We start from the raw sequence: 23000 nt of genomic DNA, 5'->3' as shown, positions 1-23000 counted from the left end.
TTGTCGGTGGGGCGTGCGACAGTCCCGTACGTGCGGGAGCTGAGGGCGTGCGGGCTGTACGAGCCGTACCGGCCGCCGGGCCGGGCGGAGCGCCTGACATCATTGACCGGCACGTGAACGAAAAACATCCCGGGGGGGCCATGGGAACGATCAACACCGCGCTCGGTGAACTGAGAACCGCGCAGAAGTCCTCGAAAGGCGTCTCGCTCTACTCGCGCTTCGTCAACCGCCCGGCCGGGCGCGTCCTCGCCGCCTGTGCCTACGCGCTGCGCCTGACGCCGAACCAGGTGACGGTCATCAGCGCGCTCTTCAGCTTCGCCGCCGTGGTCGGCCTCGCGACCGGCACCCCGACGGCGGGCCTCGGCATCCTCGTGTGGCTGGGCCTCGCGATCGGCTTCGCCTTCGACTCGGCGGACGGCCAGCTCGCCCGGCTGCGCGGCGGCGGCAGCGCCGCGGGGGAGTGGCTCGACCACGTGGTCGACTGCGCCAAGATCACCGCCCTGCACGCGGCGGTGCTCCTTTCCTTCTACCGCCACCCCGACGCCTACGGCATCGACGGCGAGGACGCCTGGCTGCTGCTCCCGCTCGTCTTCCAGTTCGCCGCGGTCGTCACCTTCTTCGGTGGACTGCTCACCGAGAAGCTCACCCCGCGCCCGGCCCCGGGCACGCCCGCCGCGGCCCCCTCGACGCTGCGGGCGATCGCGCTGCTCCCCGTCGACCACGGCATCTTCTGCCTGGTCTTCCTCTTCCTCGGCGCGGGGAGCGGATTCCGCTGGGCCTACGCGGCCCTCGGCCTCGCCGCCGTGCTCTTCCTGCTCGCGTTCCTCGTGAAGTGGTTCAGGGAACTCAGCGCAGTTCGGCGCTGAGCGGCCCGGCGGGCCGCTCGTCCCCCGTGAGCACGTCCAGCGCGCGCCGCAGTTGCGTGCTGGACGTGTGGACGGTGTACGGGAAGTACACGATGTCCACGCCGACCGCGGCGAAATCGCGCTCCAGCTTGTCGCCCTTGGGCGTGCCCCGCCAGTCGTCGCCCTTGAAGAGCACGTCGAAGCGGACCTGCTTCCAGGTCTCCACCTTGTCCGGCACCGTCTCCACGAAGGCAGCGTCCACGTACTTGACGCTGCGCACGATCTCCAGGCGCTCCACCAGCGGGATCACCGGCCGGCGGCCCTTGGCGCCCTCCACCATCTCGTCCGAGACGACCCCCGCGACGAGGTAGTCGCACCGACTCCGCGCGTGCCGGAGGATGTTGAGGTGCCCGATATGGAAGAGGTCGTAGGCGCCCGGGGCATAACCGACTCGATACGGTCTGTGCTCCGTCATGAAAGAAACCCCCCTGGTCTCGTTCGCACCCCTCGCGGGGTGCGGGTCCGACGATAGCGTGCGCGTTCACTTCGGTGTGAGTGAACGTTTAGGCTAGGAAAGCTTCGCCAGGAGGCCCGAGAGGGGCTGTATCCGCGCGAACACCGGGGGAATTGCAGCGAAATGCTGGGGGAAGGGGAGCGCTGCGTGAGCGCGAATGATCAGAACGGGGACATAGCCGGGCGACGCACCCTGCTCATGGTCTCCACCAACTACGCGCCCGAGCACGCCGGGATCGGCCCGTACGCGACACAGATCGCCGAGCACTGGGCCGCCTCGGGACACGAGACGCACGTGCTCGCCGGGATGCCGCACTACCCCTCGTGGAGCCTCGACCCCGAGTACGCGGGAGCCTGGCGGCGCACCGAAGAGCGTGCCGGGGTCACCGTGCACCGCCGCAGGCACACCGTGCCGCCCCGTCAGACCGCCGTCCGCCGGGCCCTCTTCGAGGGTTCGATCCTCCTGCACGGCGCGGTCGCCCCGCCCCGGATGCCGCGTCCCGACGCCGTGCACGCGCAGATGCCGAGCCTCGCCGGCGGCGTGCTCGCCGCGCGCCTCGCGCGCCGCTGGAAGGTCCCCTACGTCCCCGTCGTCCAGGACCTCATGGGCGCCGCCGCCGCGCAGAGCGGCATCAGCGGCGGGGACCGCGCCGCCAAGGTCGCCGCGCGCGCCGAGTCGTTCGCGCTGCGCCGCGCGACCCTCGTCGGCATCATCCACGAGACCTTCCGCGCCAAGGTCGAGGCCCTCGGCGTCGACCCCGGGCGCATCCGTCTCGTGCCCAACTGGTCCCACGTCACGAGCCCCACGGGCGACCGCGGGGCGACCCGCGCGCGGCTCGGCTGGAAGCCGGACGAGACGGTCGTCGTGCACTCGGGGAACATGGGCCTCAAGCAGGGGCTCGACGTCCTCGTCGAGTCCGCGCGCCGCGACCCCGCCGTCCGCTTCGTGCTCATGGGCGACGGCAACCAGCGCGACCACCTCGCGGAACTCGGCCGCGGCGTGCCGAACCTGCACTTCCTGCCGCCCGCCGACGACGCCGACTTCATGGACGTCCTCGCCGCGGCGGACGTCCTCGCGGTCACCCAGCGCGCCTCCGTCCTCGACATGAGCGTGCCGTCGAAGCTGACCTCGTACTTCGCCGCCGGGCGGCCCGTACTCGCCTCGGTCGCCGCCGAGGGCGGCACCGCGCACGAGGTGCTGCGCTCGGGCGCGGGCGTCCTCGTCGCGCCCGAGAACCCCGATGCACTGCTCAGGGAAGTGCGTAGACTCGCCGACGACCCGGAGCAGGCCCGGGCACTGGGGGAGGCGGGACCGCGCCACGTCGCGGCCCATCTGACGCGTGCGGCGGGACTCGCCCGCATCGACGCACTCATCGAAGAGGCTCTGGGGGTTTGGCGCACATGACCGACTCGCATGTCAGTCCGGCGGGGGACGAACCGGAACTGCTGCGCGACCAGTTCCGCCAGCTTCTGCGCTACCGCTGGCTGATCGGCGGGGGCATCGGGATCGGCCTGATCGGCGGTGCCTACCTCGGCATCACCTCGGCGGACTCGTACGCGGCCAACAGCGACATCGTCGTCCGCACCCCCACCACCAACCCCTTCGACAGCACCACCGCGCCCGACAAGAGCGTCAACATGAACACCGAGCGCCAAACGGCGCTCTCCTCCAACGTCGCCCAGATCGCCGCGAAGAAGCTCAAGGACGGCACCTCGGCACGCACGCTCAAGAAGGGGCTCCAGGTCACCACGCCCCCGCAGAGCCTCACCCTGCGCTTCACGTACACCGCGGACTCGCCCGAGGCGGCGGCGCGCGGTGCCAACGCGCTCGCCGACGCGTACCTGACCGCGAGCGAGAAGAAGTGGTCCGACCTGCGCGACACCATGGTCGCCCGGCTCAAGCGGCAGATCGACCCGCTCGGGAGGCAGCAGAACGAGCTGGCGCAGCAACTGGACGCGATGACGAAGGGCACCTCCGCCTACGACGCCCAGCAGACCGCGAACGTCAACCTCAAGAGCCGCATCAGCACGCTCCAGAACCAGCGCGACACCCTCATGGGTCTCGACATGGCCGCCGGCTCCGTCACGCAGGAGGCCACCCCGCCGACCAGCTCGGACGGCCTCGGCCTCGTCATATCCCTCGCGCTCGGCGGCGCCTTCGGCATCGCCTTCGGTCTCCTCGCCGCCTGGGTGCGGCTCGTCTTCGACCCCTCGCCGCGCTCCACGGGCGACGTCGCCCGCGCGGTACGCGCCCCTGTGCTCGGCACGCTGCCGCGCGGCGCCGCGAAGGGCCTCCTCGCCGTCGACCAGACCGGCTCGCGCACCGCCGAGGAGTACCGCTCGATCGCCTTCCGGCTCGCCTACGACGCGCGCTTCGCCGACCGCCGCCGCCTCCTCGTCGTCGCCGCCCGCGACGCGAGCGCCCAGGCCGCGACCTCCGTCGCCACCAACCTCGCCGCCTCCTTCGCCGAGACCGGCAAGGACGTCCTGCTCGTCGAGGCGGACCTGCGCGCCCCCGGGCTCTCCGCGCGCCTGCACACGAGCGCGGGGCGCCCCGGCTGGACCCTGCCCGCCGACAACGACGACAACGGCTGGCCCGGCAGCCGCCCGCTCACCGTCGACGCGGGCGAGGCCGGTTCCTTCGACCTCGTCGCGGGCCAGCGCGTGCGCAACGTGGCCCGCGCGCTCACGTCGAGCCGCACCACACGGCTCATCGAGGACGCCGACGAGAACGGCGCGACGGTCGTCGTCCTCGCCCCGCCGCTCCTCTCCTACGCGGACGCGCTCGCCCTCGTCGACCGCGTCGACGGCGTCCTCATCGTCTGCGACCTGCGCAGCGTGCACCGCACCGAACTCGTCCGCATCCGCGAACTCGTCGTCGGCGCGGGCGGCACGGTGCTCGGCGCGGTCACCCACGACGAGGGCGGGCACGCGGCCAAGGGCGGCGGACGCCGCGCGGCGGGCAGCGAACCGCCGCCCCCCGCCCCGCCCCGCCCGGCGGCCCCCTTCGCCGAACAGCGCCTCGGCGACGGCACCGAGACCGTGACGCTGCGCCAGCTGCGGCCCGAGGACCTGCGGACGGGCGACAAGAGATGAGACGCTCGGCCACGGTCGCCGCCTCCGTGCTCGACCAGGCGGCGTCCAGCCTGACCAACATCCTGGTCCTGGTGATCGTGGCCCGTGTCTCGACGGCCGCCGGCTTCGCCGCCTTCTCGATGGTCTACGTGACCTTCACGGTGCTGCTCGGCCTCAACATGTCGTACGTCGGGCAGGTCGTCGTCCTGGAGAAGGGCGGCGAGCGCGCGCTCGCCGCCGCCTGCCGCTCCGCGACCGCCTTCACCGCGCTCGCCTCGCTGCTTGCCGGAGCCCTGCTCGTGGCAGGGGGCGCGACGGTCGGCGGCACCTCGGGCACGGCCTTCGCCGCGCTCGGCGCCGTCCTCCCGCTCGCGCTGCTCCAGGACGGAGTGCGCTACTCCTTCTCCGCGCTGCGCGTCCCGCACCGCGCGCTCGCGGCGGACACGCTGCGCCTCGTGTGCGTCGTGCCCGCGCTCGCCCTCCAGCCGCACCACGCAAGCCCCGCCCGGATGGTCCTGGCCTGGGGCCTGTCGGCGCTCCCCGCGCTGCTGCTCGCGCTCGCGCTGCTGCGCCCGTACGTGCGCGACACCCGCGCCCGCCTGTCCACCTACCTCGGGCGCGGCCACCTCGGGCGGCGCTTCGTCGTCGAGTTCGCCGTCGGCAACGCCTCCAGCCAGCTCGCCGTCCTCGGCCTCGGCCTCTTCGCGAACCCCCTCGCGGTCGGGGCGCTGCGCGGGGCGACGACCCTCTTCGGGCCGCTCAACGTCCTGTTCACCTCCGTCAACGCCTTCGGCCCGCCGGTCCTCGGCCGCTTCGGCGGCCGTCGCGCGACCGCCCGCGCCGCCGCGCTGCTCGGCGTCGTGCTCGGCTGCGTCGCGCTGGGCTGGGCGCTGCTCCTGTACGCGCTCCCGGCGAGCGCGGGCCAGCACCTGCTGGGGGCCACGTGGGAGGCGACGGCGAAGCTCCTGCCCGCGACGGGCGCCCAGTACGCGGTCATGGCGCTCGGTACCTGCGCGCTCGTCACGCTCCGCGTGCTCAGCCCCCGGGCGACGCTCTCCCTCCAGGTCGTCTTCTCGCTCCTGTCGGTCGCCTTCATGCTCGGCGGCTACGCCCTCATGGGCGTCCAGGGCGCCGCGTGGGGACTCGCGCTCGGCTCCGCCCTCAAGGCCCTCGGCGCCTGGAACCGCGTACGCGGACTCCCCGAGCACCCGCCGGCGGCGGCCCCGGACCCGGACGACCGGCAGGAGACCGCTCCGGCCTGACCGCGCGCACCGGCGGAACGGGGGACTCGACCCGGCGCGCTCCGGCTCCGGGCACGGCCGTCAGGAGCCCCACGCCCGGAACGCTCTGGGCACCCTGGACTTCGGCACGCGTGGCCGCCGAACGCGTGCCTCCGCCGTCCTCCACGCTTTTCGTCGCGGAGGACGGCGTCCGGCGCGGCCGTACCCGCGCCCGTCCCGCCGCCGCGCGGGAGCACCGACGTCCCGTCGAGAGAGCCATGACGCTCCCGGCGCCCGCGCGCCTGAGCCCGCCTCCGCCCGTCACCTCAGCCCGCGTCCGCCCTCACTTCATCCACGCGCGTCCGCCCCGGCTCCGCGTCGAGATGAGCGCCACGCACACCGCCGCGATCGCCACACGGCCCGTCGCCTGGAGCAGGGGGCCGCGCAGCAGGATGAAGGAATAGCCCGCGACGAGCGGGACGAGGACGGAGACGAGCGCCCCCGGCGGGGTGCGGCGCACCGCCCTGCGCGCGTAGCTCCTGTCGACGCGCGCCGCGAGGAAGCCGACGCCGAGGAGGCCGCCGAAGACGCCGAGCGGTCCGAAGTCGATCCACAACTCGGCCCACACGGGCGAGGACAGGTTGGTGTTCTTGTTGTCCATCCACTCGCCGACGACGACGCCCGTGTCCTTCGGCTTGCTGTCCCACACCGAGCGCGGCACCGCGAAGAACACGTCCCCGAGCAACTGGAGGCCGAAGGTGTGGCCCTCGCCGGAGTGCACGTACGTGATGGTGTTGGAGAACATCGCCGTCTGGTCGTAGTCCTTGAGCGCCAGCGGCTCCAGGACCGACGTCGTCTGCATCGGCTTGTAGTTCTTCTCGTCGTACCGGAAGCGGTCGGCGAAGGGGAAGACGACGAGCGCCACGACGACCCCGAGGCTCAGCGCCGAGCGGTACATCGCGGCGCTGCGCGGGAAGACCGTGAAGAGCAGCGAGAACATCACCGTCAGGAACCAGTAGCGCGGGTTCGAGATCGGATTGTTCACGACGCAGTTCAGGAGCGCGAGCGCGAGCCACGTCGCGAGGATCACCGGGGAGCGCCTGGCCCGCTTCGACGTCACGACCCAGCGCGTGTAGATGAGCAGCGAGAGCAGGGCGGGCACCGTGCCGAGGCCGCGCAGGATCGCCTGCCCCGCCTGCGAGCCGTCCTGCGAGAGCCCCGCGTCCTCGATCCCGGCGATGATCTCCTGACGGCTGCTGAAGAAGACCGAGGGGCCGCCCAGCTTCTGCACGAACAGCGCGCTCGCCACGAAGGAGAAGGCCACGAGCGCGTACAGGCGCCTGCGGTGCACGAGCCGCAGCGCGTTCTCGTCCCGGCCGGGCCGCTCCGGACGGGTACGGCCCAGGAGCGCGCCCAGGTCGAAGGCGATGCACCCGGCGAGGATCAGCGCCGTCGCCTCAACGAGGTCACCGCGCGCCCCCACCACGACGGTCGGCGTCTGCCCGAGGACGACCTGCGCGAGCGGGGCGACGCCCATCGCCATGTAGACGAAGAGCCAGAAGGAGCCCTGGAGCAGCTTCCGCTTGTTCGTGAGGATCATCGCGGCCAGCCGCGCCCCCGAGTAGACGGTGAGCGCGAGTTGCAGCCAGAAGACCGTGTCCTTGACCCCCGCGCCGCGCTGCGCGCACACCCACAGCGGGAAGAACACGGCGAGCCCGAGCACCAGGGGCACCGAGAGCGCGCGCGAGAGCAGGGTGCGGGGCGAAGTCGGCTTCCCCCACTCGGCGTCCACCGGGCCCGGAACGGGCAGCGGCCTCTCCTCGGCGCGTGCCCCGGCCTGCTCCGTGTCCGTCGCCATCCAGCGACCCCCGCCCCCACTCGTGCCCCGACCACGGCCGGTGGTCACCGGTCCGCGCCACTCACCCGGTACGACCACCGGAAGAGATCCCCCGCGGCAGTCTACCGACGGCCCTCGGTCACATCGCGTCAACCATTAGGCTGAGCACCGAGGGCGCCAGGGGAGGCGCCGGTGGGGGTTACACACATGCGCGATCTCCCGGCCTTCACGCTGGCCGGTTACGACAAGGGACGCGGGAAACTCGTCCAGGCCCTGTGGTTCGCCGTCATGAACACGGTCTTCATGGCGTGGTTCACCCCGGCCCGGGTCCGCACCATGCTTCTGCGCGCGTTCGGCGCGAAGATCGGCGAAGGGGTGCTCATCCGGCACCGGGTGCGCGTCCTGTGGCCGTGGAAGCTGGAGATAGGCGACCACAGCTGGATAGGCGAGGGCGCCTTCCTGCTCAACCTGGAGCCCATCCGGATCGGCGCCCACGTCTGCGTCTCGCAGGAGGCCATGCTCTGCACGGGCAGCCACGACCACCGCAAGGCCGACTTCCGCTACCGCAACGCCCCGATCACCGTCGAGGACGGCGCCTGGATCGCCACCCGCGCCACGGTACTCGCGGGCGTGCGGGTCGGCGCCCAGTCCGTCCTCGCGGCCGGCACGGTGCTCCACCGCGACCTGCCCGCCCTGACCCTGCACGCCGTCGACGGCAGCCGCAGGCCCGTACCGGAGCCCGTATGAGAGTCCTGCACGCCGTCACGCTGCACAGCCCGACACACGCCTTCGGCGGCCCGGTCCGCGTCGCGCTCAACCTCGCCAAGGGCCTCAAAGAGCGCGGCCACGAGGCCGGTCTCCTCGCCCTCGGCGACGGCTTCGACAGCGCCCTGCCCACCGAGGTCGAAGGGGTGCCCGCGCGCCTCTACCAGGCCCGCAGGCTCGCCCCGCTCGGCTTCAGCGGCATCACCTCGCCCGCGCTGCTCGGCTCCGCCCGCCGCCTCGTGCGCGAGGCCGACGTCGTCCACGTGCACCTCGCGCGCGACCTCGTGACCCTCCCGGTCGCGCTCGCCGCGCTGCGCGCCGGGCGCCCGCTCGTGCTCCAGACGCACGGCATGGTCGACCCGAGCGGCAAGGCGCTCGCGAAGGTGCTCGACGCGCTCGCCGTGCGCCGCCTGCTGCGCGGCGCGGGCGCGGTGCTCTACCTCACGGACCACGAACGCGCGGGACTCGACGCCGTCGTGGGCGCCCCGCCGCTGGCCCAGGCGGTACGGCTCGTCAACGGCGTGCCCGCCCAGGAGCCGCGCAGGCCCTGGGACGGCACCGCGCCGCACCTCGTGTACGCGGCCCGCCTCCAGGCCCGCAAACGGCCCACCGACTTCGTCGCCGCGATCCCGGAGATCCTCGCCGCGCACCCGGAGGCCCGCTTCACCGTCGCGGGGCCCGACGAGGGCGAACGCGAGGCCGTCCACGCCCTCGTGGACATGCTCGGGCTGCGCGACAAGGTCGCCCTGCCCGGACCGCTGAGCGGCGAGGACATGCTCCGCACCCTGCGCGAGGCCACCGTCTACGTCCTCCCGGCCGTCGACGAGCCCTTCCCGATGTCCGTGCTCGAAGCCCTCTCGGTCGGCACCCCGGCCGTCGTCACGACATCGAACGGCCTCGCCAAGGACATCGCCCGCGCGGGCGCGGGCCGCGTCGTCACCACGGCGGACGGACTCGCCCCCGCCATCGGCGACCTCCTCGACCCGGCCCACCACGCCGAGGCATCCCGCGCCGCGCACACCCTCGCGAGCGAGACCTTCGCGATGGACGCGGTCGTGGACCGGCTCCTGACGGTGTACGAGGGGCTGTAGAGACGCGGACGGGCCCGGGGTGCCGCGCGCGTGAGCGGCACCCCGGACCCGTCCTCTCGGCCGCGGCTCAGGCGGGCAGCCAGGCGTAGCACCCCTGCGAGACGAACTTCTCCGTGCCCGCCGGGATCTTCGCCGTCACCTTCTCGGGCTTCGTGCCCTGCGGCGGTCCGGAGGCGAGCGACGTGCCGCCCGCGCCGAGCGCCTGCCACGTGCACGTGCTCGCGTCCGCCGTGAGGGCGCGGTACGTACCGGGCGAGGGGTTCTTCTTCGTGCCCTCCGTGAACCCCTGCCGGGCCCGGTCCAGGAGCGGCTGCTGCTCGGGGCAGAGCCGGCCGATCGCGGCGACGGCGTCGGGGATCTCGCCCGCGATGAGGGCGCCCACGGCGGCGTCCTTGTCGCGCGAGGCCGTCAGCTTCAGCCGGTCGCACGCCTCCTGCCCGGTCTGGAGCACCGCGGCGGGGTCCATGTTCTTGGGCACCCGGCCGCTGAGGTACTGCTTCTCCTTCTTCGTGAAGGACCCCGTCGCGGGCTTGAGCTTGTCGTCCGACTCGACGGGCCCGCTCGGCTTCGCCTCCTTCGCGGCCTCGTTGCGGGCCGGGGCCTTGGACCCCGAGGGGCTCGCGGAGACCGGCGCCGAGGCCGCGGGGCGCCCGGCGGCCGCGTCGTCCTTGTCCCCGTCGTCCGAGGAACCGCAGGCGCTCAGCGCGAGCAGCGCCGTGCCGAGCACGAGCACGCCCGCGAGGGGCCTGCGAGGGGTGGTGCGCATGGAACTACTCCTGTGCGGAAGGGGGCGTGGGCGGTACGAGGCGGGGCCGGACCCGTGAAGGCGTCCGGCCCCGCGTGCGTCAGCCGACCCGGGTCTACGGCGCGCCGAAGGTGAGGATGAGCTGCGGGGTCTGGGCCCCCGCCGCCGCCTCGCTCGACCACAGCCACAGCGGGTCCGTGCCCTCGCTCGTCATCGCCATGCTGTACTCGCCGCCGAGCGCCGCCTTCATCGCGGTCGTGTCGAGCAGCGCCGAGTACACCGTCGAGCCCTCGGTCGCGCCGCTGAGCGTGCCGAGCGTGGTGTTCGCGAGCGAGGGACGGTTCTTGTACGTGACGCCGTCCTCCGTCCAGTCCCCGGTGACCGGCTGGATGCGCTGGTCATCGGTCGAGCCGGCACCCGACTGCGTGGAGGTCTTCACCGCGAGCCGCGCGCTCTTGAGCACGGTCCCCGCGGGCGCCTTCGGCAGCGTGAAGCGCAGGTAGCTCTCGTACGCGGAGGTGCCGCGCACGGCGAGCGAGCTGGAGGAGCCGTAGTTGGTGCTCGGCGCGCCCGCGTTGGCGTAGGCGTCCTCGCTCGCCGTCACCTTGACGACGCTGTCGGCGGGCGGGGGGTTGGTCGCGAGCTGGTAGTGGTTGTTGACCTGCTGGGGCGTCAGCGCCTTGCCGTAGACGGCCGTCTCGTCGATCTGGCCGTTGAAGAACTGGCTCGACGGGGCCTCGGGCCAGCCGCTGATGTTGTCCCCACCGACGTGCCAGTACCCGGAGTACTCCTGGTTGCCGGTGACGTCGTTGCTCGACTGGAGCTTGCCGTCCACGTACAGCTTCATGCCGGAGCCGTCCTGCGTGCCGACGGCGTGGTGCCACTTGCCGTCGTTGAGGCCGGCGCTGGACGCGACCGTCTTCGGGGCGCCCGGGTGGGCCCCGAAGACGACCTTCCCGGAGTTGGTCATGTACAGGTGCTTGTCGTAGTTGCCGCTGCCCCGGGTGCCGGTCTGGTCACCGAAGCCGAGCAGCTTCCCGCCCTGCGTCGTGGTCGTCTTGAACCACGTCTCCAGCGTGTACGCGCCCTTGACGGTCGTCCTGCGGTCGGAGTTGACCTGCTGGTCCGTCCCGTTGAGACTCAGCGCCTTCGAGTCGTTCAGGACGCCGTCGGCGGAGCCCGTCGACGGGGCGTTGCGGCCGAGGCCGTGCAAGTCGCCGGAGGAGAGGTCGCCGACGAAGGGGCCGTTCTTCTCGTCGTAGCGCCAGTACATCGAGGCGCCGTCGTCGAGGACCGCGTTGGGGTACGCCTGCGGGGACTCGGGCACCGTCACGCTCACGGCGTTCGACTGGGCGCTCGTGTTCCCGGCCGCGTCGGTGGCGGTGACCCGGTACGTGTAGGTCTCGCCCGCCTTCGCCGTGGTGTCCGTGAAGGAGAGCTGAGGACGTGACCACTCCAGCGAGTCGCCCGTCATGGTGTGGATCGGCGTGGCCGAGCCGTTGCGGTACACCTTGTACGTCAGACGGCTGTCGTCGAGGTCGAGCGCCGTGCGCCACCGCACCTGCACCGCGCCGGGCTTGACGCTCGCCGCGCTCGCCTGCGGCGCTCCTGGCGCCCCGGTGTCCGGGCCGGTCGCGAAGCGGGTCAGGCCCTGCGCGGCACCGCCGTTGACGGTGGTGAACTCGCCGCCCACCCACAGGTACTTCGTCGAGCCGGTGCCGGATATGGACATCGCGCGCGGGCCGATGCCCTCGCCGAGGCCGTCGTTGGTGTCCGGCATCCAGCCGAGCTTGTGCACGTCGTCCACCGGCTGCGCGAGCAGGTGGTGGCGGCGCCCGTCGGGGAACTCGCCGACGCTGGAGCAGTCGTGCGCGTGCGAGGCGCTGTAGAGCACGCCCTCGTAGGGGAGGACCGACTGCGTGGCGCCGAGGCACGTGTCGCGCCAGCGCTGCGCGTAGGTGTCGAGGTCCACGGCGATCCGGCCGTCGAAGACGCCGCCGCCGGTGCCCTCGTTGCCCGTGTAGAACCCGGTGCCGTCCGTCGCGATCGACTTCACGACCGAGTTCTGCGGCACGAAGTTGTTCGGGTACGTCTTGACGTTGGCGCCCGTCGTCGCGTCGACCACGCCGAGTGCGTGCGAGTCCGCGCCGTTGACGGTGAAGAAGTCCCCGCCGAGCAGGACATGGCGGTGGTCGGGGGTGACCGCGATGGCCCGGCCCGGCTGGTCCGCGTCGGCCTGCCAGGGCAGCACCGCGCCCGTCGTGCCGTTCACGGCGGCGAAGCGCTTGTGGGACTGGCCGCCGACGCTGGTGAAGTCGCCACCCGCGTACACCGTGTTCCCGGCCACCGCGAGGGCCCGCACGGTCGCGGGGAAGCTCGCCTTGAAGTCCGTCTTCGGCTTGCATGTCGCGACGTCGATCGCGGCGAGACTGCTCGCCGGGACGCCGTTGACCGCGCCGAAGTAACCGCCGACGTAGAGCGTCTTGCCGTCCTCGGAGACCGCCATCGAGCGCACCGTGGCGGTGCCGCTGCCGACGGTGAAGGAGAGGTCGCAGTCGATCGGCGCGCCCGTCGCCGCGTCCATGGCAACGAAGTTGACCGCGCTCTTCGGTGTCCCGGCCTGCCCGTCCGGCGGGCGCACCTGCGAGAAGGTCCCGCCGACGAAGACCGTGTCACCGGCCTGGGCGAGAGCCCAGACGATGCCGTTGGTCTGCCAGGTCGGCAGGTCGTCCGCGGTGAAGGCGACCGGCGCGGTGAGCGCGGCGGCCTGGGGAGCGGCGAGCGCCCCCAGCCCCATGACGGAAGCGGAGAGGACAAGGGCAGCGGACAGCCCCTTGGATCTTTGCATCTATCCCCCAAGGCATTGGGCCCGGCGAGCGGCCTGCTTTGGCCGAAGTGGTCGTATCTTCGCAGGAGATACACAGTCACATGAGCCCGGGGTGCGGTCTCATGGGGCTTCCTTGACCTGATTGGTATGAAAGAGCGCGAGGCCCCCCGGGAAAGCTGTTGTCCCCGGGGGCGCCCGGCGCGTCGGGGGGCGCGTCGCACCCCCCGACGGTGCCCGTTCCCGCCTCAGCGGTCGATGCGCACCGTGGCTCCCGCGAGCTGGTCCTCCACCTGGCGCACATCGGCGTCGACCATGATCCGGGCCAGCTCCTCGACCAGCACCGAGGGCTTCCAACCGAGCAGTTCACGGGCCTTGCTCGCGTCGCCGATGAGGGCGTCCACCTCGCTCGGGCGCTCGTACTTCGCGTCGTAGCGCACGTGCGCGTTCCAGTCGAGCCCGGCGTGCGCGAAGGCCGTCTCGGTGAACTGGCGGACCGTGGCGGGCACGCCGGTGGCCACGACGTAGTCGGTCGGCTCGTCGTGCTGGAGCATCCGCCACATCGCCTCGACGTACTCGGGCGCGTAACCCCAGTCCCGGACCGCGTCGAGGTTGCCGAGGTACAGGTGCTCCTGGAGCCCGGCCCTGATCCGGGCCACGGCACGGGTGATCTTGCGGGTCACGAAGGTCTCGCCGCGGCGCGGGGACTCGTGGTTGAACAGGATGCCGTTGACCGCGAACATGTCGTACGCCTCGCGGTAGTTGACCGTCGCCCAGTAGGCGAAGACCTTCGCGGCGCCGTACGGGCTGCGCGGGTGGAAGGGCGTGCCCTCGTTCTGCGGGGGCGGCGTGGCGCCGAACATCTCCGAGGAACTGGCCTGGTAGATACGGGTGTCCACACCCGAGGCCCGGATCGCCTCCAGGAGCCGCAGCGCGCCGAGCCCCGTGACGTCGCCCGTGTACAGCGGGGCGTCGAAGGAGACGCGGACGTGCGACTGGGCGCCGAGGTTGTAGACCTCGCCGGGGCGTATCTCGCGCAGCAGGTTCACCAGCGCGACCCCGTCGCCGAGGTCCGCGTGGTGCAGCACGAGGCGGCGGTCGTCCTCCTGCGGACCCTGGTAGATGTGGTCGATGCGCTCGGTGTTGAAGCTCGACGAGCGGCGCAGCAGCCCGTGCACCTCGTAGCCCTTCGCGAGCAGCAGCTCCGCGAGGTACGAGCCGTCCTGCCCGGTGATGCCGGTGATCAACGCGGTCTTGCTCATGGGTGGTTCCCCTCCTGAACCGGCCGGCCGGAGGGGCCGCCTTGGTGGTTCTGACGTCTGCTGTGGCTGTACTGGTTCTGTGGTGTTCTGTGCCGGTCCGCGCGGGAACATCCCTCCCGGCTGCCCGCGAGGCCCCTTGTCCTGGCATGATCCGGTCCATGACGCAATCGCAGCTCCTGCCCGAGCGGGCCCGCATATTCGTCGCCGGGCACCGCGGCCTCGTGGGCTCCGCCGTCGCCCGCAGACTCGGCGCCGACGGCCACGAGGTGCTCACCAGGACCCGTACCGAACTCGACCTGCGCGACGCCGCGGCGACGGCCGCGTACCTCCGCGAAGCCCGCCCCGACGCCGTCGTGCTCGCCGCCGCCAAGGTCGGCGGGATCATGGCGAACTCGACGTACCCCGTGCAGTTCCTGGAGGAGAACCTCCAGATCCAGCTCTCGGTCATCGCGGGCGCCCACGCGGCCGGGGTCGCGCGGCTGCTCTTCCTCGGCTCCTCGTGCATCTACCCCAAGCACGCCCCGCAGCCCATCTCCGAGGACGCGCTCCTGACCGGGCCCCTGGAGCCCACGAACCAGGCCTACGCGCTCGCGAAGATCGCCGGCATCACGCAGGTGCAGTCCTACCGCAGCCAGTACGGCGCCGCGTACATCTCGGCCATGCCGACGAACCTCTACGGGCCCGGCGACAACTTCGACCTGGAGACCTCGCACGTCCTGCCCGCCCTCGTCCGCCGCTTCCACGAGGCGAAGGCGGAGGGCCGCGAGGAGGTCGTGCTGTGGGGCTCGGGCAGCCCCCGGCGCGAGTTCCTGCACGTCGACGACCTCGCCGCCGCGTGCGCCCTGCTGCTGCGCTCCTACGACGGCGCCGAGCCCGTCAACGTCGGCTGCGGCGAGGACCTGACGATCCGCGAACTGGCCGAGACCGTCCGCGACGTCGTCGGCTACGAGGGGCGGATCGCCTGGGACACGAGCAAGCCCGACGGCACCCCGCGCAAGCTGCTCGACATCTCGCGGCTCGCCTCGCTCGGCTGGAAGCCGCGCATCGGCCTGCGCGAGGGCATCGCCGGCACCTACGAGGCGTGGCGCGCGACGGCCTGAGAGGCGGGCGGCACGGACGGGACGGGGCGCGCCGCGGCTAAGGACGGCCCGCCCCGGGTCAGTACGCACCGCGCCCGTCGACGACGGCGCGGAGCGTACGGGCCATGACGTCCACGTCGCTCGTGAAGGACCAGTTGTCGACGTAGCTCAGGTCGAGCGCGACCGTCTCGTCCCAGGACAGGTCCGAGCGCCCGCTGATCTGCCACAGCCCCGTCATCCCCGGACGCACCGCGAGGCGGCGGCGCTCGGTCTCCGAGTACGTGGCGACCTCGTCCGGCAGCGGCGGGCGCGGCCCCACGAGGGACATCTGCCCGCTCACGACGTTGAGGAGCTGCGGCAGTTCGTCGAGCGAGGTACGGCGCAGGAGGCGTCCCACCCGGGTGACCCGGGGGTCCCTGCGCATCTTGAACATGGCGCCGTCGTTCTCGTTCTCGCTCGCCAGCTCGGCCTTCATCGCGTCGGCGCCGACCTTCATCGAGCGGAACTTCCACATCATGAACGGCACGCCGTTCTGCCCGACGCGCTCACTGCGGTAGAAGACCGGGCCGCGCGAGGTGAGCTTGACGGCGAGCGCGATGGCGAGCAGGAGCGGCGAGACGACGGCGATGCCGAGCACGGCGAGCACGCGGTCCAGGACGGTCTTGAGCACCGGCTGCATCCCGCGCCGCACGGGCGGCGCTATGCGCAGCAGCGCCATCCCGGCGGCCGAGGTCGTCTCGACGCGCTTCGGCGCGACCTCGACGAGCCCCGGCGCGACGGCGAGTTCGAGGCCCGCGTCGTGCAGGCCCCAGGACAACTGGCGCAGCCGCGCCCCGGACATGACACGTCCGGCGACGACGAGGACCAGGTCGACGCGGAGTTCGGTGGACGCGGCGAGGACGAGCGTCGTGTCGGCCCCCGGCGTCGTCTCCGCCTCGTCGGGCAGCCGCGCCGCGAGCCTGAGGCCCGCGTCGAGCGGCGCGGAGCCGAGCGCGACGACGCCGACGACGACGTACGGGTGGTTGGTGTGCCCCGCGAGGTGCCCGGCGACCGATTCCACGGCCGAGGGCTCGCCGAGCAGGAGCACCCGCACCACGCCCTGCGCGGCCCTGCGGGTCTTCGCGAGGTGGCGGAAGGTCAGCTTGCGGCAGGCGAGCGTGAGGACGAGGGCGGGCAGGAGCGCGCCGAGGCTCACGAGCTGGCTGTGGTGCAGGTCGACGGCGACGTAGACGAAGGCGAGGACGCCGAGCAGGATCAGCCAGTCGTGCAGGACGGGCAGCGCCCCGCGCGACTCGCCGATCGCGCGGCGCGTGTACCGCTGCCGGAACGCCTGGACGAGCAGCCAGGCGAGCGCGGCGACGGCGGCGCTGATCAGCGGGTGCGGCTGGCCGTCGTGACGGAACAGCAGAGCGACCGGCACGGCCGTACCGGCGAGGTCGACGAAGAGCGCCACCGGCTGGTACCAGCGCGGCTTGCTGCCCGGGGGCAGCCCCCTGGGCAGCCGGCTGACAGCGGACGCACTGGTCTCAGGCGACTGGACATGCCACATGTACCCCCCCGGCACGTGTTGACGAACCACGGCCCGTCGGCCGAACCCCCGAACGGCGAACAAGCGTGGCAAGGGAGAACACTAAGCCACGCACCGGGCCGCGTGTAGCTCCGTTTACAGGAAAGTCCGCATCCGGTGACCCGCGGTTAACCCCCCGTTGCGGGGGTGGCGGCAGGGCGTGCCGACGCCTGTTCGCGCGGGTGTTCGTTGAGCGAACGAAGTGGCCTCAGTATGCCCGAGCTGTGCGCAGGGCGTGTACGGCGGGCGAGCTTGATCGCCTTTGGCCGGAAGTGACGTGAGTGGCGGAGTTTCGGCCTCTTGTTGTGGGATGGCCTCCGATCCGCTGTACTACAGGCGCCCGTACCACCACCGACGCCGCCCCGTGCCCGGGCGCCCGTGACCGAGGGGGACAGCCGTGCCGCTGCCGCCGCACCGCCGCATCCCGCCGGTACGCCGCCTGCGGCTGCCGCTCGCCGTCCTGCTCGGTCTCGCCCTGCTCGGCCTCGTCGCCGGGACAGGGCTCGCCCTCGGCGGCAGGGACGACGGCGGGCAGAGCACCGCCGCACGCCCGCTGCCCCAGGGCGCCGCCGCCTCGCCGCTCCCGAAGGCCGTCCGTCCCGCCGCCGAGGCGCTGCCGTTCGACCTGCCCGCGGTCAGGACCCTGCACGCGAGCGGCAAGAAGGTCTACGCCCACTACTTCACGCCGTATCCGCTCTCGCTCGACAACCAGCCCCCCGGGGCCGACTACTACGCCCGCAACTACCTGCGCCCCGAGGGCGAGAGAGGCAAGCACGCCGCGTACGGCGGCCTCCTGCGCGACCGCCCGCGCCCCGTCGCCCCGGGCAGGGGCGACTGGCAGCGCGCCAACCTGGAACAGGAGGTGCGCACGGCGCGCGACGCCGGGCTCGACGGCTTCACCGTCGACCTCCTCGCGCTCTCCGGGCCCAACTGGGACCGCGCCAAACTGCTCATGACGGCGGCCCACGCCGTCGATCCCGGGTTCCGGATCGTCCTCATGCCGGACATGGTCGCCCTCGCCGGGACCGACCCCGGCACGCTCGCCGCTCGCCTCGCCGAACTCGCCGCCTCGCCCGCCGCCGGGCGCTTCGCCGACGGCCGCCTCGTCGTCTCGCCGTTCAAGGCCGAGGCGAAGGACCCCGCCTGGTGGCGCCAGGTCCTCGACGCCCTCCGCACGGAGCACGGCACCGACGCCGCCCTCCTGCCGGTCTTCCTCGACTTCCCCGCCCACGCGGAGCGCTTCGCGCCGCTCAGCGAGGGGTTCAGCGAGTGGGGCAACCGCAGCTACACCGCGCAGGACGGCGCCGCCGCCGACGTCGCGCGCGCCAAGGGGCTCGGCAAGCTGTGGATGCAGCCCGTCTCGGTCCAGGACGCGCGGCCCAACCAGGGCGTCTACGACGAGGCGGGCAACACGGCGACCCTGCGGGCGAGCTGGCAGGCCGCCATCGACACGGACGCCGACTGGGTCCAGCTCACGACCTGGAACGACTACAGCGAAGGCACCCAGTTCGCCCCCTCGCTCCACAACGGCTACACCTACCTCGACCTCGCCTCGTACTACCTGACCCGCTTCAAGACCGGTGACTGGCCGAAGATCGTCCGCGACACCGTGTACGTCACCTCGCGCACCCAGTTCGCCGCCGCCTCGCCCGCCCAGGGCGCCGCCAGGACGATGCGGCTGCGGGACAACTCGGCCCCGGCCCGCGACACCGTCGAGGCGCTCGCCTTCCTCAGCGCCCCCGCGGCGGTCCGGGTCCTCCAGGACGGCGCCACGAAGGAGGAGCGCCTCAACACCGGCGTCCACCCCCTCGTCGTCCCGCTCCGCACGGGCACGGCCACCGGCGAGATCTGGCGGGACGGCACCCGCACGGCCTCGGTCCGCACCGAGTACCCCGTCCAGGCGAAACCGAAGGTCCAGGACCTCCAGTACTACGGGGTGTCCTCGGGGCGGACGGGGACGACGGCGGGGGAGTGAGGGGCCGCCAGGGGAGGGGCTGTCGCACGGCTCCGGGGCTCGCCCGTGCGTCCTCGCCCACGCCGCTCAGAACCCTCGCCCACGTCGTGTCGCCGTCACCCACGCGGTAGCGCTCTTCCCCGTCGGAGCCGCGCTTGACCTCGACATTGCTTGAGCTCCTAGCGTCCCGTGCATGAGCCTCGACATGACCGCTTGGTCCCAACTCCAGGCATTCCGCCAGGAACAGGCCGCCCGCCCGCTCGCCCGCGCGACCCTGCGCCGTATCTCCGTCTTCGCGCACCCCCATCGCCGCGCGCTGCTCGCCTACCTGCTCACCGGCGTCGGTGCCGCGTTCCTCACCGTCGCGACGCCGCTCCTGGCGGGCGACGTCGTCGACACGATCGGTTCGGGCGGCACTCGCGCCCGCGTCGTGGCCCTCGCCGGGCTCATCGCCCTCGCCGCGCTCGCCGAGGCCGCGCTCACCCTCGTCGGCCGCCGCCTCTCCGCCACGATCGGCGAAGGACTCATCCTCGACCTGCGCACCGCCGTCTTCGACCACGTCCAGAAACTGCCCGTCGCCTTCTTCACGCGCACGCGCACCGGAGCGCTCGTCAGCCGGCTCAACAACGACGTCATCGGCGCCCAGCGCGCCTTCAGCAGCACGCTCTCCGGGATCGCCACCAACCTCGTCACGCTCCTGCTGACCCTCGCCGTCATGCTCGCCCTCTCGTGGCGCATCACGCTCCTCGCCCTCGTCCTCCTGCCCGTCTTCGTCGTCCCCGCCCGCCGCACGGGCCGCCGCATGGCCGCGCTCAGCCGCGAGGCGGCCGAGCACAACGCCGCCATGGGCTCCCGCATGACGGAGCGTTTCTCCGCGCCCGGCGCGACGCTCGTCAAGCTGTACGGGGACCCGCGCGCCGAGTCGGCCGAGTTCGCGGCCCGCGCCGCCCGCGTGCGCGACGTCGGCGTCCGCGTCGCGATGACGCAGACCGTCTTCCTGACCCTCCTCACCCTCGTCTCCGCCCTCGCGCTCGCCCTCGTCTACGGACTCGGCGGCTCCCTCGCACTCGCCGGGAGCCTCGACACCGGCACCGTCGTCTCGCTCGCGCTCCTCCTCACCCGCCTCTACACCCCGCTCACCGCGCTGGCCGGGGCCCGCGTCGAGATCATGGGCGCGCTCGTGAGCTTCGAGCGGGTCTTCGAGGTCCTGGACCTCGTTCCCCTCGTGCGCGAGCGTCCGGGCGCGAAGGACATACCCGAGGGCCCTGTCGGCATCGCCTTCGACGACGTCCGCTTCGCCTACCCGGCCGCCGACGCCGTCTCGCTCGCCTCGCTCGAAGAGGTCGCGACGCTCGACGACCGGGGCGGCGAGGAGGTCCTGCACGGCGTCAGCTTCCGCGCCGAGCCCGGGCAGACCGTCGCCCTCGTCGGCCCCTCGGGCGCCGGGAAGTCCACCCTCGCCCAACTGCTGCCGCGCCTGTACGACGTGGGGGCGGGCGCCGTGCGGGTCGGCGGGGTGGACGTACGGGAGCTGAACGCCGCCTCGTTGCGGGCCACCGTCGGCATGGTCACGCAGGACGGCCACCTCTTCCACGACACCGTCCGCGCCAACCTCCTCATCGCCCGCCCCGGCGCCACCGAGCGCGAGGTGTGGGAGGCGCTGCGCCGCGCCCGCATCGACGCCCTCGTCGCGCGCCTCCCGGACGGGCTGGACACCGTCGTGGGGGAGCGCGGCTACCGGCTCTCGGGCGGCGAACGCCAGCGGCTCACGCTCGCGCGGCTGCTCCTCGCGGGGCAGCGCGTCGTCATCCTCGACGAGGCGACCGCGCACCTCGACAACTCCTCCGAGGCCGCCGTGCGCGAGGCACTCGCCGAAGCCCTCGCGGACCGCACGGCACTCGTCATCGCCCACCGGCTGAGCACCATCCGCGCCGCCGACCTCATCCTCGTCGTCGAGGACGGCCGCGTCACCGAGCGCGGCACCCACGAGGAGCTCCTCGCGCTCGGGGGCCGGTACACGGCGCTGCACGAGGCGCGGGTGACGGAGGCGGGGAGCGGGGCGGGCGAAGGCGCCAGGGAGGCGGGTATCGCGGTCGGGTGACGGGCCGGGGCACGGGCGCCGCGTCCCGTGGCCCGGCCGCCGCGCGACCGTCCGGGCTGGTCCATCCGGCTCAGGCGGGCCGCGTGGCCGCGACGCGGGTGGGTAGGCGGGGGAGGACTCCGAAAGCCGCAGTCGTCACAGGCCGGAAGGAGACCCGTCATGACCGCCACCGCTCCGGGCAGCGCCCCGGGCACGGGGCCGGAGTTCACGAGCCCGCCCGATCCCATGCCGCCCGCGCCGACGCCGGGCCCGACGCCCACGCCGCCGGACCCCGTACCCGACCCCGAGCCGCCGCGCCCGACCCCGCCCCCCGGCCCGGGGCCCTCGCCCACGCCGGACCCCGTGCCGCCCTCGCCGACGCCGGTCCCCGGCCCGGGGCCGGGGGTCCCGGACCCGCAGCCGCAGCCCCCGCTGCCGGGCCCGGCGCCGTCCCCCGTGCCACCGTCGCCCGGTCCCGACCCGGAACCCCAGCCGGGACCGGTGTAGGCAGCCGGGAGCGCGACCGGGCGCCCACGGAGGAGGGCGGCCACCTTCGCGGTGGCCGCCCTCCTCCTTCTCGCCCCTGCCGCCGTCTCAGCGCGGCGGTTTCACCGGCACCCCGTCAGGACTCCGCCTCGGAACGGTCCCCGCCCCACAGCGTGTGGAAGGTGCCGTCCCGGTCCACCCGGTGGTACGTGTGCGCCCCGAAGTAGTCCCGCTGTGCCTGCGTCAGCGCGGCCGGGAGCCGGGGGGCGCGCAGGGCGTCGTAGTACGCGAGCGCTGTCGAGAAGCCCGGCGTCGGGACGCCCTGGCGCACCGCCGTGCCGATGACGTCCCGCCAGTCGCCCTGCGCCCCCTCGACCTCGCTCGCGAAGCGCGGGTCCGAGAGCAGGCTCGGCAGCTCGGGCTGCTGGGCATAGGCGGCCGTGATGCGGTCGAGGAACGCGGCGCGGATGATGCACCCGGCGCGCCAGATCGACGCGACCGCGCCGAGGTCGATGTCCCAGCCGTACTCGGCGCTGCCCGCCGCGATCTCGTGGAAGCCCTGCGTGTACGAGACGATCTTCGAGGCGTAGAGCGCCTGCTCCACCTGGTCGGCGAAGCGTGCCGCCTCGGCCTCCTCCAGCGGCTTCGGGGACGGTCCGCTCAGGTGCCCCGACGCCTCGCGCAGCGCCGTGTGCCCGCTGAGGCCGCGCGCGAAGACCGCCTCGGCGATGCCCGAGACGGGGACGCCGAGGTCGAGGGCGATCTGCACCGTCCACCGCCCCGTCCCCTTCTGCTCCGCCGCGTCCGCGACGATGTCCACGAAGGGCTTGCCCGTGCTCGGGTCGGTGTGCTTGAGGACCTCGGCGGTGATCTCGATGAGGTAGGAGTCCAGGCGGCCCGTGTTCCAGGTGCGGAAGACGTCGGCGATACGCGCGGGCGAGTACCCGGCGACGTCGCGCAGGAGCTGGTACGCCTCGCCGATGAGCTGCATATCGGCGTACTCGATGCCGTTGTGCACCATCTTGACGAAGTGCCCGGCGCCGTCCGGGCCGATGTGCGTCACGCAGGGCGCGCCGTCCTCGGCCTTCGCGGCGACCTTCTCCAGCATCGGCCCGAGGGCCTCGTACGACTCCTTCGAGCCGCCCGGCATGATGCTCGGCCCGTTGAGCGCGCCCTCCTCGCCGCCCGAGATACCGGTCCCCACGAAGTGGATGCCCCGCTCGCGGAGCTTGCGCTCGCGGCGGCGGGTGTCGGCGAAGTGGGCGTTGCCCCCGTCGACGATCATGTCGCCCTCTTCGAGGAGCGGGGCGAACTCGTCGATCACCGCGTCCGTCGCCTCGCCCGCCTTGACCATGACGACGAGCCGACGCGGCCGTTCCAGGGCCGCCACGAACTCCTCGGCACTCTCGGTGGGTATGAAGGAGCCCTCGTCGCCGAACTCCTCGACGAGGGCGTGGGTCTTCGCCGCGGTGCGGTTGTGCAGGGCGACGGTGTAACCGTGACGCGCGAAATTGCGCGCCAGGTTGCGGCCCATGACCGCGAGTCCGGTCACGCCGATCTGAGCGGAAGCGCTCATGTGTGTCACTCCTTGTCACTGACCGGCGGGGAGCCGCCGGTGTCAGGCGTCACAACACCGATGCGCACACCAGTATGTCCG

16 protein-coding genes are annotated in these 23000 nt (G+C 73.0%); 9 read left to right on the top strand and 7 right to left on the bottom strand.

Annotated elements, in window-relative coordinates; translation table 11 throughout:
* Nucleotides 1-140 precede the first annotated feature (140 nt).
* Nucleotides 141-866 (top strand): CDP-alcohol phosphatidyltransferase family protein, encoded by a 726-nt coding sequence (locus IF99_RS0102875; RefSeq protein WP_030994695.1) that lies wholly within the window; start codon nucleotides 141-143, stop codon nucleotides 864-866.
* Here IF99_RS0102875 and IF99_RS0102870 read toward each other — a convergent pair.
* On the bottom strand, nucleotides 847-1320 hold the full coding sequence (locus IF99_RS0102870) for an adenylyltransferase/cytidyltransferase family protein (protein WP_030994694.1): 474 nt from the start codon (nucleotides 1318-1320) through the stop codon (nucleotides 847-849). The two genes, IF99_RS0102875 and IF99_RS0102870, sit on opposite strands and share 20 nt — an antisense overlap.
* Before the next feature lie 237 nt (nucleotides 1321-1557).
* Here IF99_RS0102870 and IF99_RS0102865 point away from each other — a divergent pair, with 237 nt between their 5' ends.
* The 3 genes from IF99_RS0102865 to IF99_RS0102855 are packed head-to-tail and all read left to right on the top strand — an operon-like array spanning nucleotide 1558 to nucleotide 5695.
* Entirely contained in the window at nucleotides 1558-2763 is a 1206-nt protein-coding gene (locus IF99_RS0102865) for a glycosyltransferase family 4 protein (protein ID WP_030994693.1), read from the top strand.
* Complete coding sequence (locus IF99_RS0102860) at nucleotides 2760-4454, top strand: tyrosine-protein kinase domain-containing protein (protein WP_030994692.1); 1695 nt, start codon at nucleotides 2760-2762, stop codon at nucleotides 4452-4454. The genes IF99_RS0102865 and IF99_RS0102860 overlap by 4 nt, the downstream gene beginning before the upstream one ends.
* Nucleotides 4451-5695 (top strand): hypothetical protein, encoded by a 1245-nt coding sequence (locus tag IF99_RS0102855; protein WP_030994691.1) that lies wholly within the window; start codon nucleotides 4451-4453, stop codon nucleotides 5693-5695. Before IF99_RS0102860 ends, IF99_RS0102855 begins: the two co-directional genes overlap by 4 nt.
* Nucleotides 5696-5996: 301 nt before the next feature.
* Here IF99_RS0102855 and IF99_RS0102850 read toward each other — a convergent pair whose 3' ends face one another.
* Nucleotides 5997-7511, bottom strand: coding sequence for a hypothetical protein (locus tag IF99_RS0102850; protein WP_030994690.1), 1515 nt, complete (start codon nucleotides 7509-7511; stop codon nucleotides 5997-5999).
* A gap of 186 nt (nucleotides 7512-7697) precedes the next feature.
* Between IF99_RS0102850 and IF99_RS0102845 the strand changes: the two genes are divergently transcribed.
* Nucleotides 7698-8237 (top strand): WcaF family extracellular polysaccharide biosynthesis acetyltransferase, encoded by a 540-nt coding sequence (locus IF99_RS0102845; RefSeq protein ID WP_030994689.1) that lies wholly within the window; start codon nucleotides 7698-7700, stop codon nucleotides 8235-8237.
* Nucleotides 8234-9346: a glycosyltransferase gene (locus IF99_RS0102840; protein WP_030994688.1), complete on the top strand. Its 1113-nt coding sequence runs from the start codon at nucleotides 8234-8236 to the stop codon at nucleotides 9344-9346. Before IF99_RS0102845 ends, IF99_RS0102840 begins: the two co-directional genes overlap by 4 nt.
* Before the next feature lie 67 nt (nucleotides 9347-9413).
* Here the strand turns inward: IF99_RS0102840 and IF99_RS0102835 are convergent, their stop codons facing one another.
* The 3 genes from IF99_RS0102835 to gmd all read right to left on the bottom strand — a co-directional run bounded on the left by IF99_RS0102835 (nucleotide 9414) and on the right by gmd (nucleotide 14177).
* Nucleotides 9414-10112 (bottom strand): hypothetical protein, encoded by a 699-nt coding sequence (locus IF99_RS0102835; protein WP_030994687.1) that lies wholly within the window; start codon nucleotides 10110-10112, stop codon nucleotides 9414-9416.
* 94 nt (nucleotides 10113-10206) lie between these two features.
* Entirely contained in the window at nucleotides 10207-12939 is a 2733-nt protein-coding gene (locus IF99_RS0102830) for a LamG-like jellyroll fold domain-containing protein (RefSeq protein WP_234340564.1), read from the bottom strand.
* 224 nt (nucleotides 12940-13163) lie between these two features.
* Complete coding sequence (gene gmd / locus IF99_RS0102825; RefSeq protein ID WP_030994685.1) at nucleotides 13164-14177, bottom strand: GDP-mannose 4,6-dehydratase; 1014 nt, start codon at nucleotides 14175-14177, stop codon at nucleotides 13164-13166.
* 158 nt (nucleotides 14178-14335) lie between these two features.
* Between gmd and IF99_RS0102820 the strand changes: the two genes are divergently transcribed.
* Complete coding sequence (locus IF99_RS0102820; protein ID WP_030994684.1) at nucleotides 14336-15277, top strand: GDP-L-fucose synthase family protein; 942 nt, start codon at nucleotides 14336-14338, stop codon at nucleotides 15275-15277.
* A 58-nt stretch (nucleotides 15278-15335) separates the two neighbouring features.
* Here the strand turns inward: IF99_RS0102820 and IF99_RS0102815 are convergent, their stop codons facing one another.
* On the bottom strand, nucleotides 15336-16805 hold the full coding sequence (locus IF99_RS0102815; protein WP_234340563.1) for a sugar transferase: 1470 nt from the start codon (nucleotides 16803-16805) through the stop codon (nucleotides 15336-15338).
* A gap of 415 nt (nucleotides 16806-17220) precedes the next feature.
* Between IF99_RS0102815 and IF99_RS0102810 the strand changes: the two genes are divergently transcribed.
* Both IF99_RS0102810 and IF99_RS0102805 read left to right on the top strand, forming a co-directional pair.
* On the top strand, nucleotides 17221-18798 hold the full coding sequence (locus IF99_RS0102810; RefSeq protein WP_030994682.1) for a glycoside hydrolase family 71 protein: 1578 nt from the start codon (nucleotides 17221-17223) through the stop codon (nucleotides 18796-18798).
* Between the two features lie 172 nt (nucleotides 18799-18970).
* Nucleotides 18971-20878 carry an ABC transporter ATP-binding protein gene (locus tag IF99_RS0102805; RefSeq protein WP_030994681.1) on the top strand — a complete coding sequence of 636 codons (1908 nt, stop codon included), beginning with the start codon at nucleotides 18971-18973 and terminating at the stop codon, nucleotides 20876-20878.
* Between the two features lie 601 nt (nucleotides 20879-21479).
* Here IF99_RS0102805 and gndA read toward each other — a convergent pair.
* On the bottom strand, nucleotides 21480-22919 hold the full coding sequence (gene gndA / locus IF99_RS0102800; protein WP_030994680.1) for an NADP-dependent phosphogluconate dehydrogenase: 1440 nt from the start codon (nucleotides 22917-22919) through the stop codon (nucleotides 21480-21482).
* Nucleotides 22920-23000: the final 81 nt, after the last annotated feature.

The organism is Streptomyces sp. NRRL F-5630, assembly GCF_000719475.1.
Lineage (GTDB): Bacteria > Actinomycetota > Actinomycetes > Streptomycetales > Streptomycetaceae > Streptomyces.
This window is presented reverse-complemented; position numbering and strand designations above follow the sequence as displayed.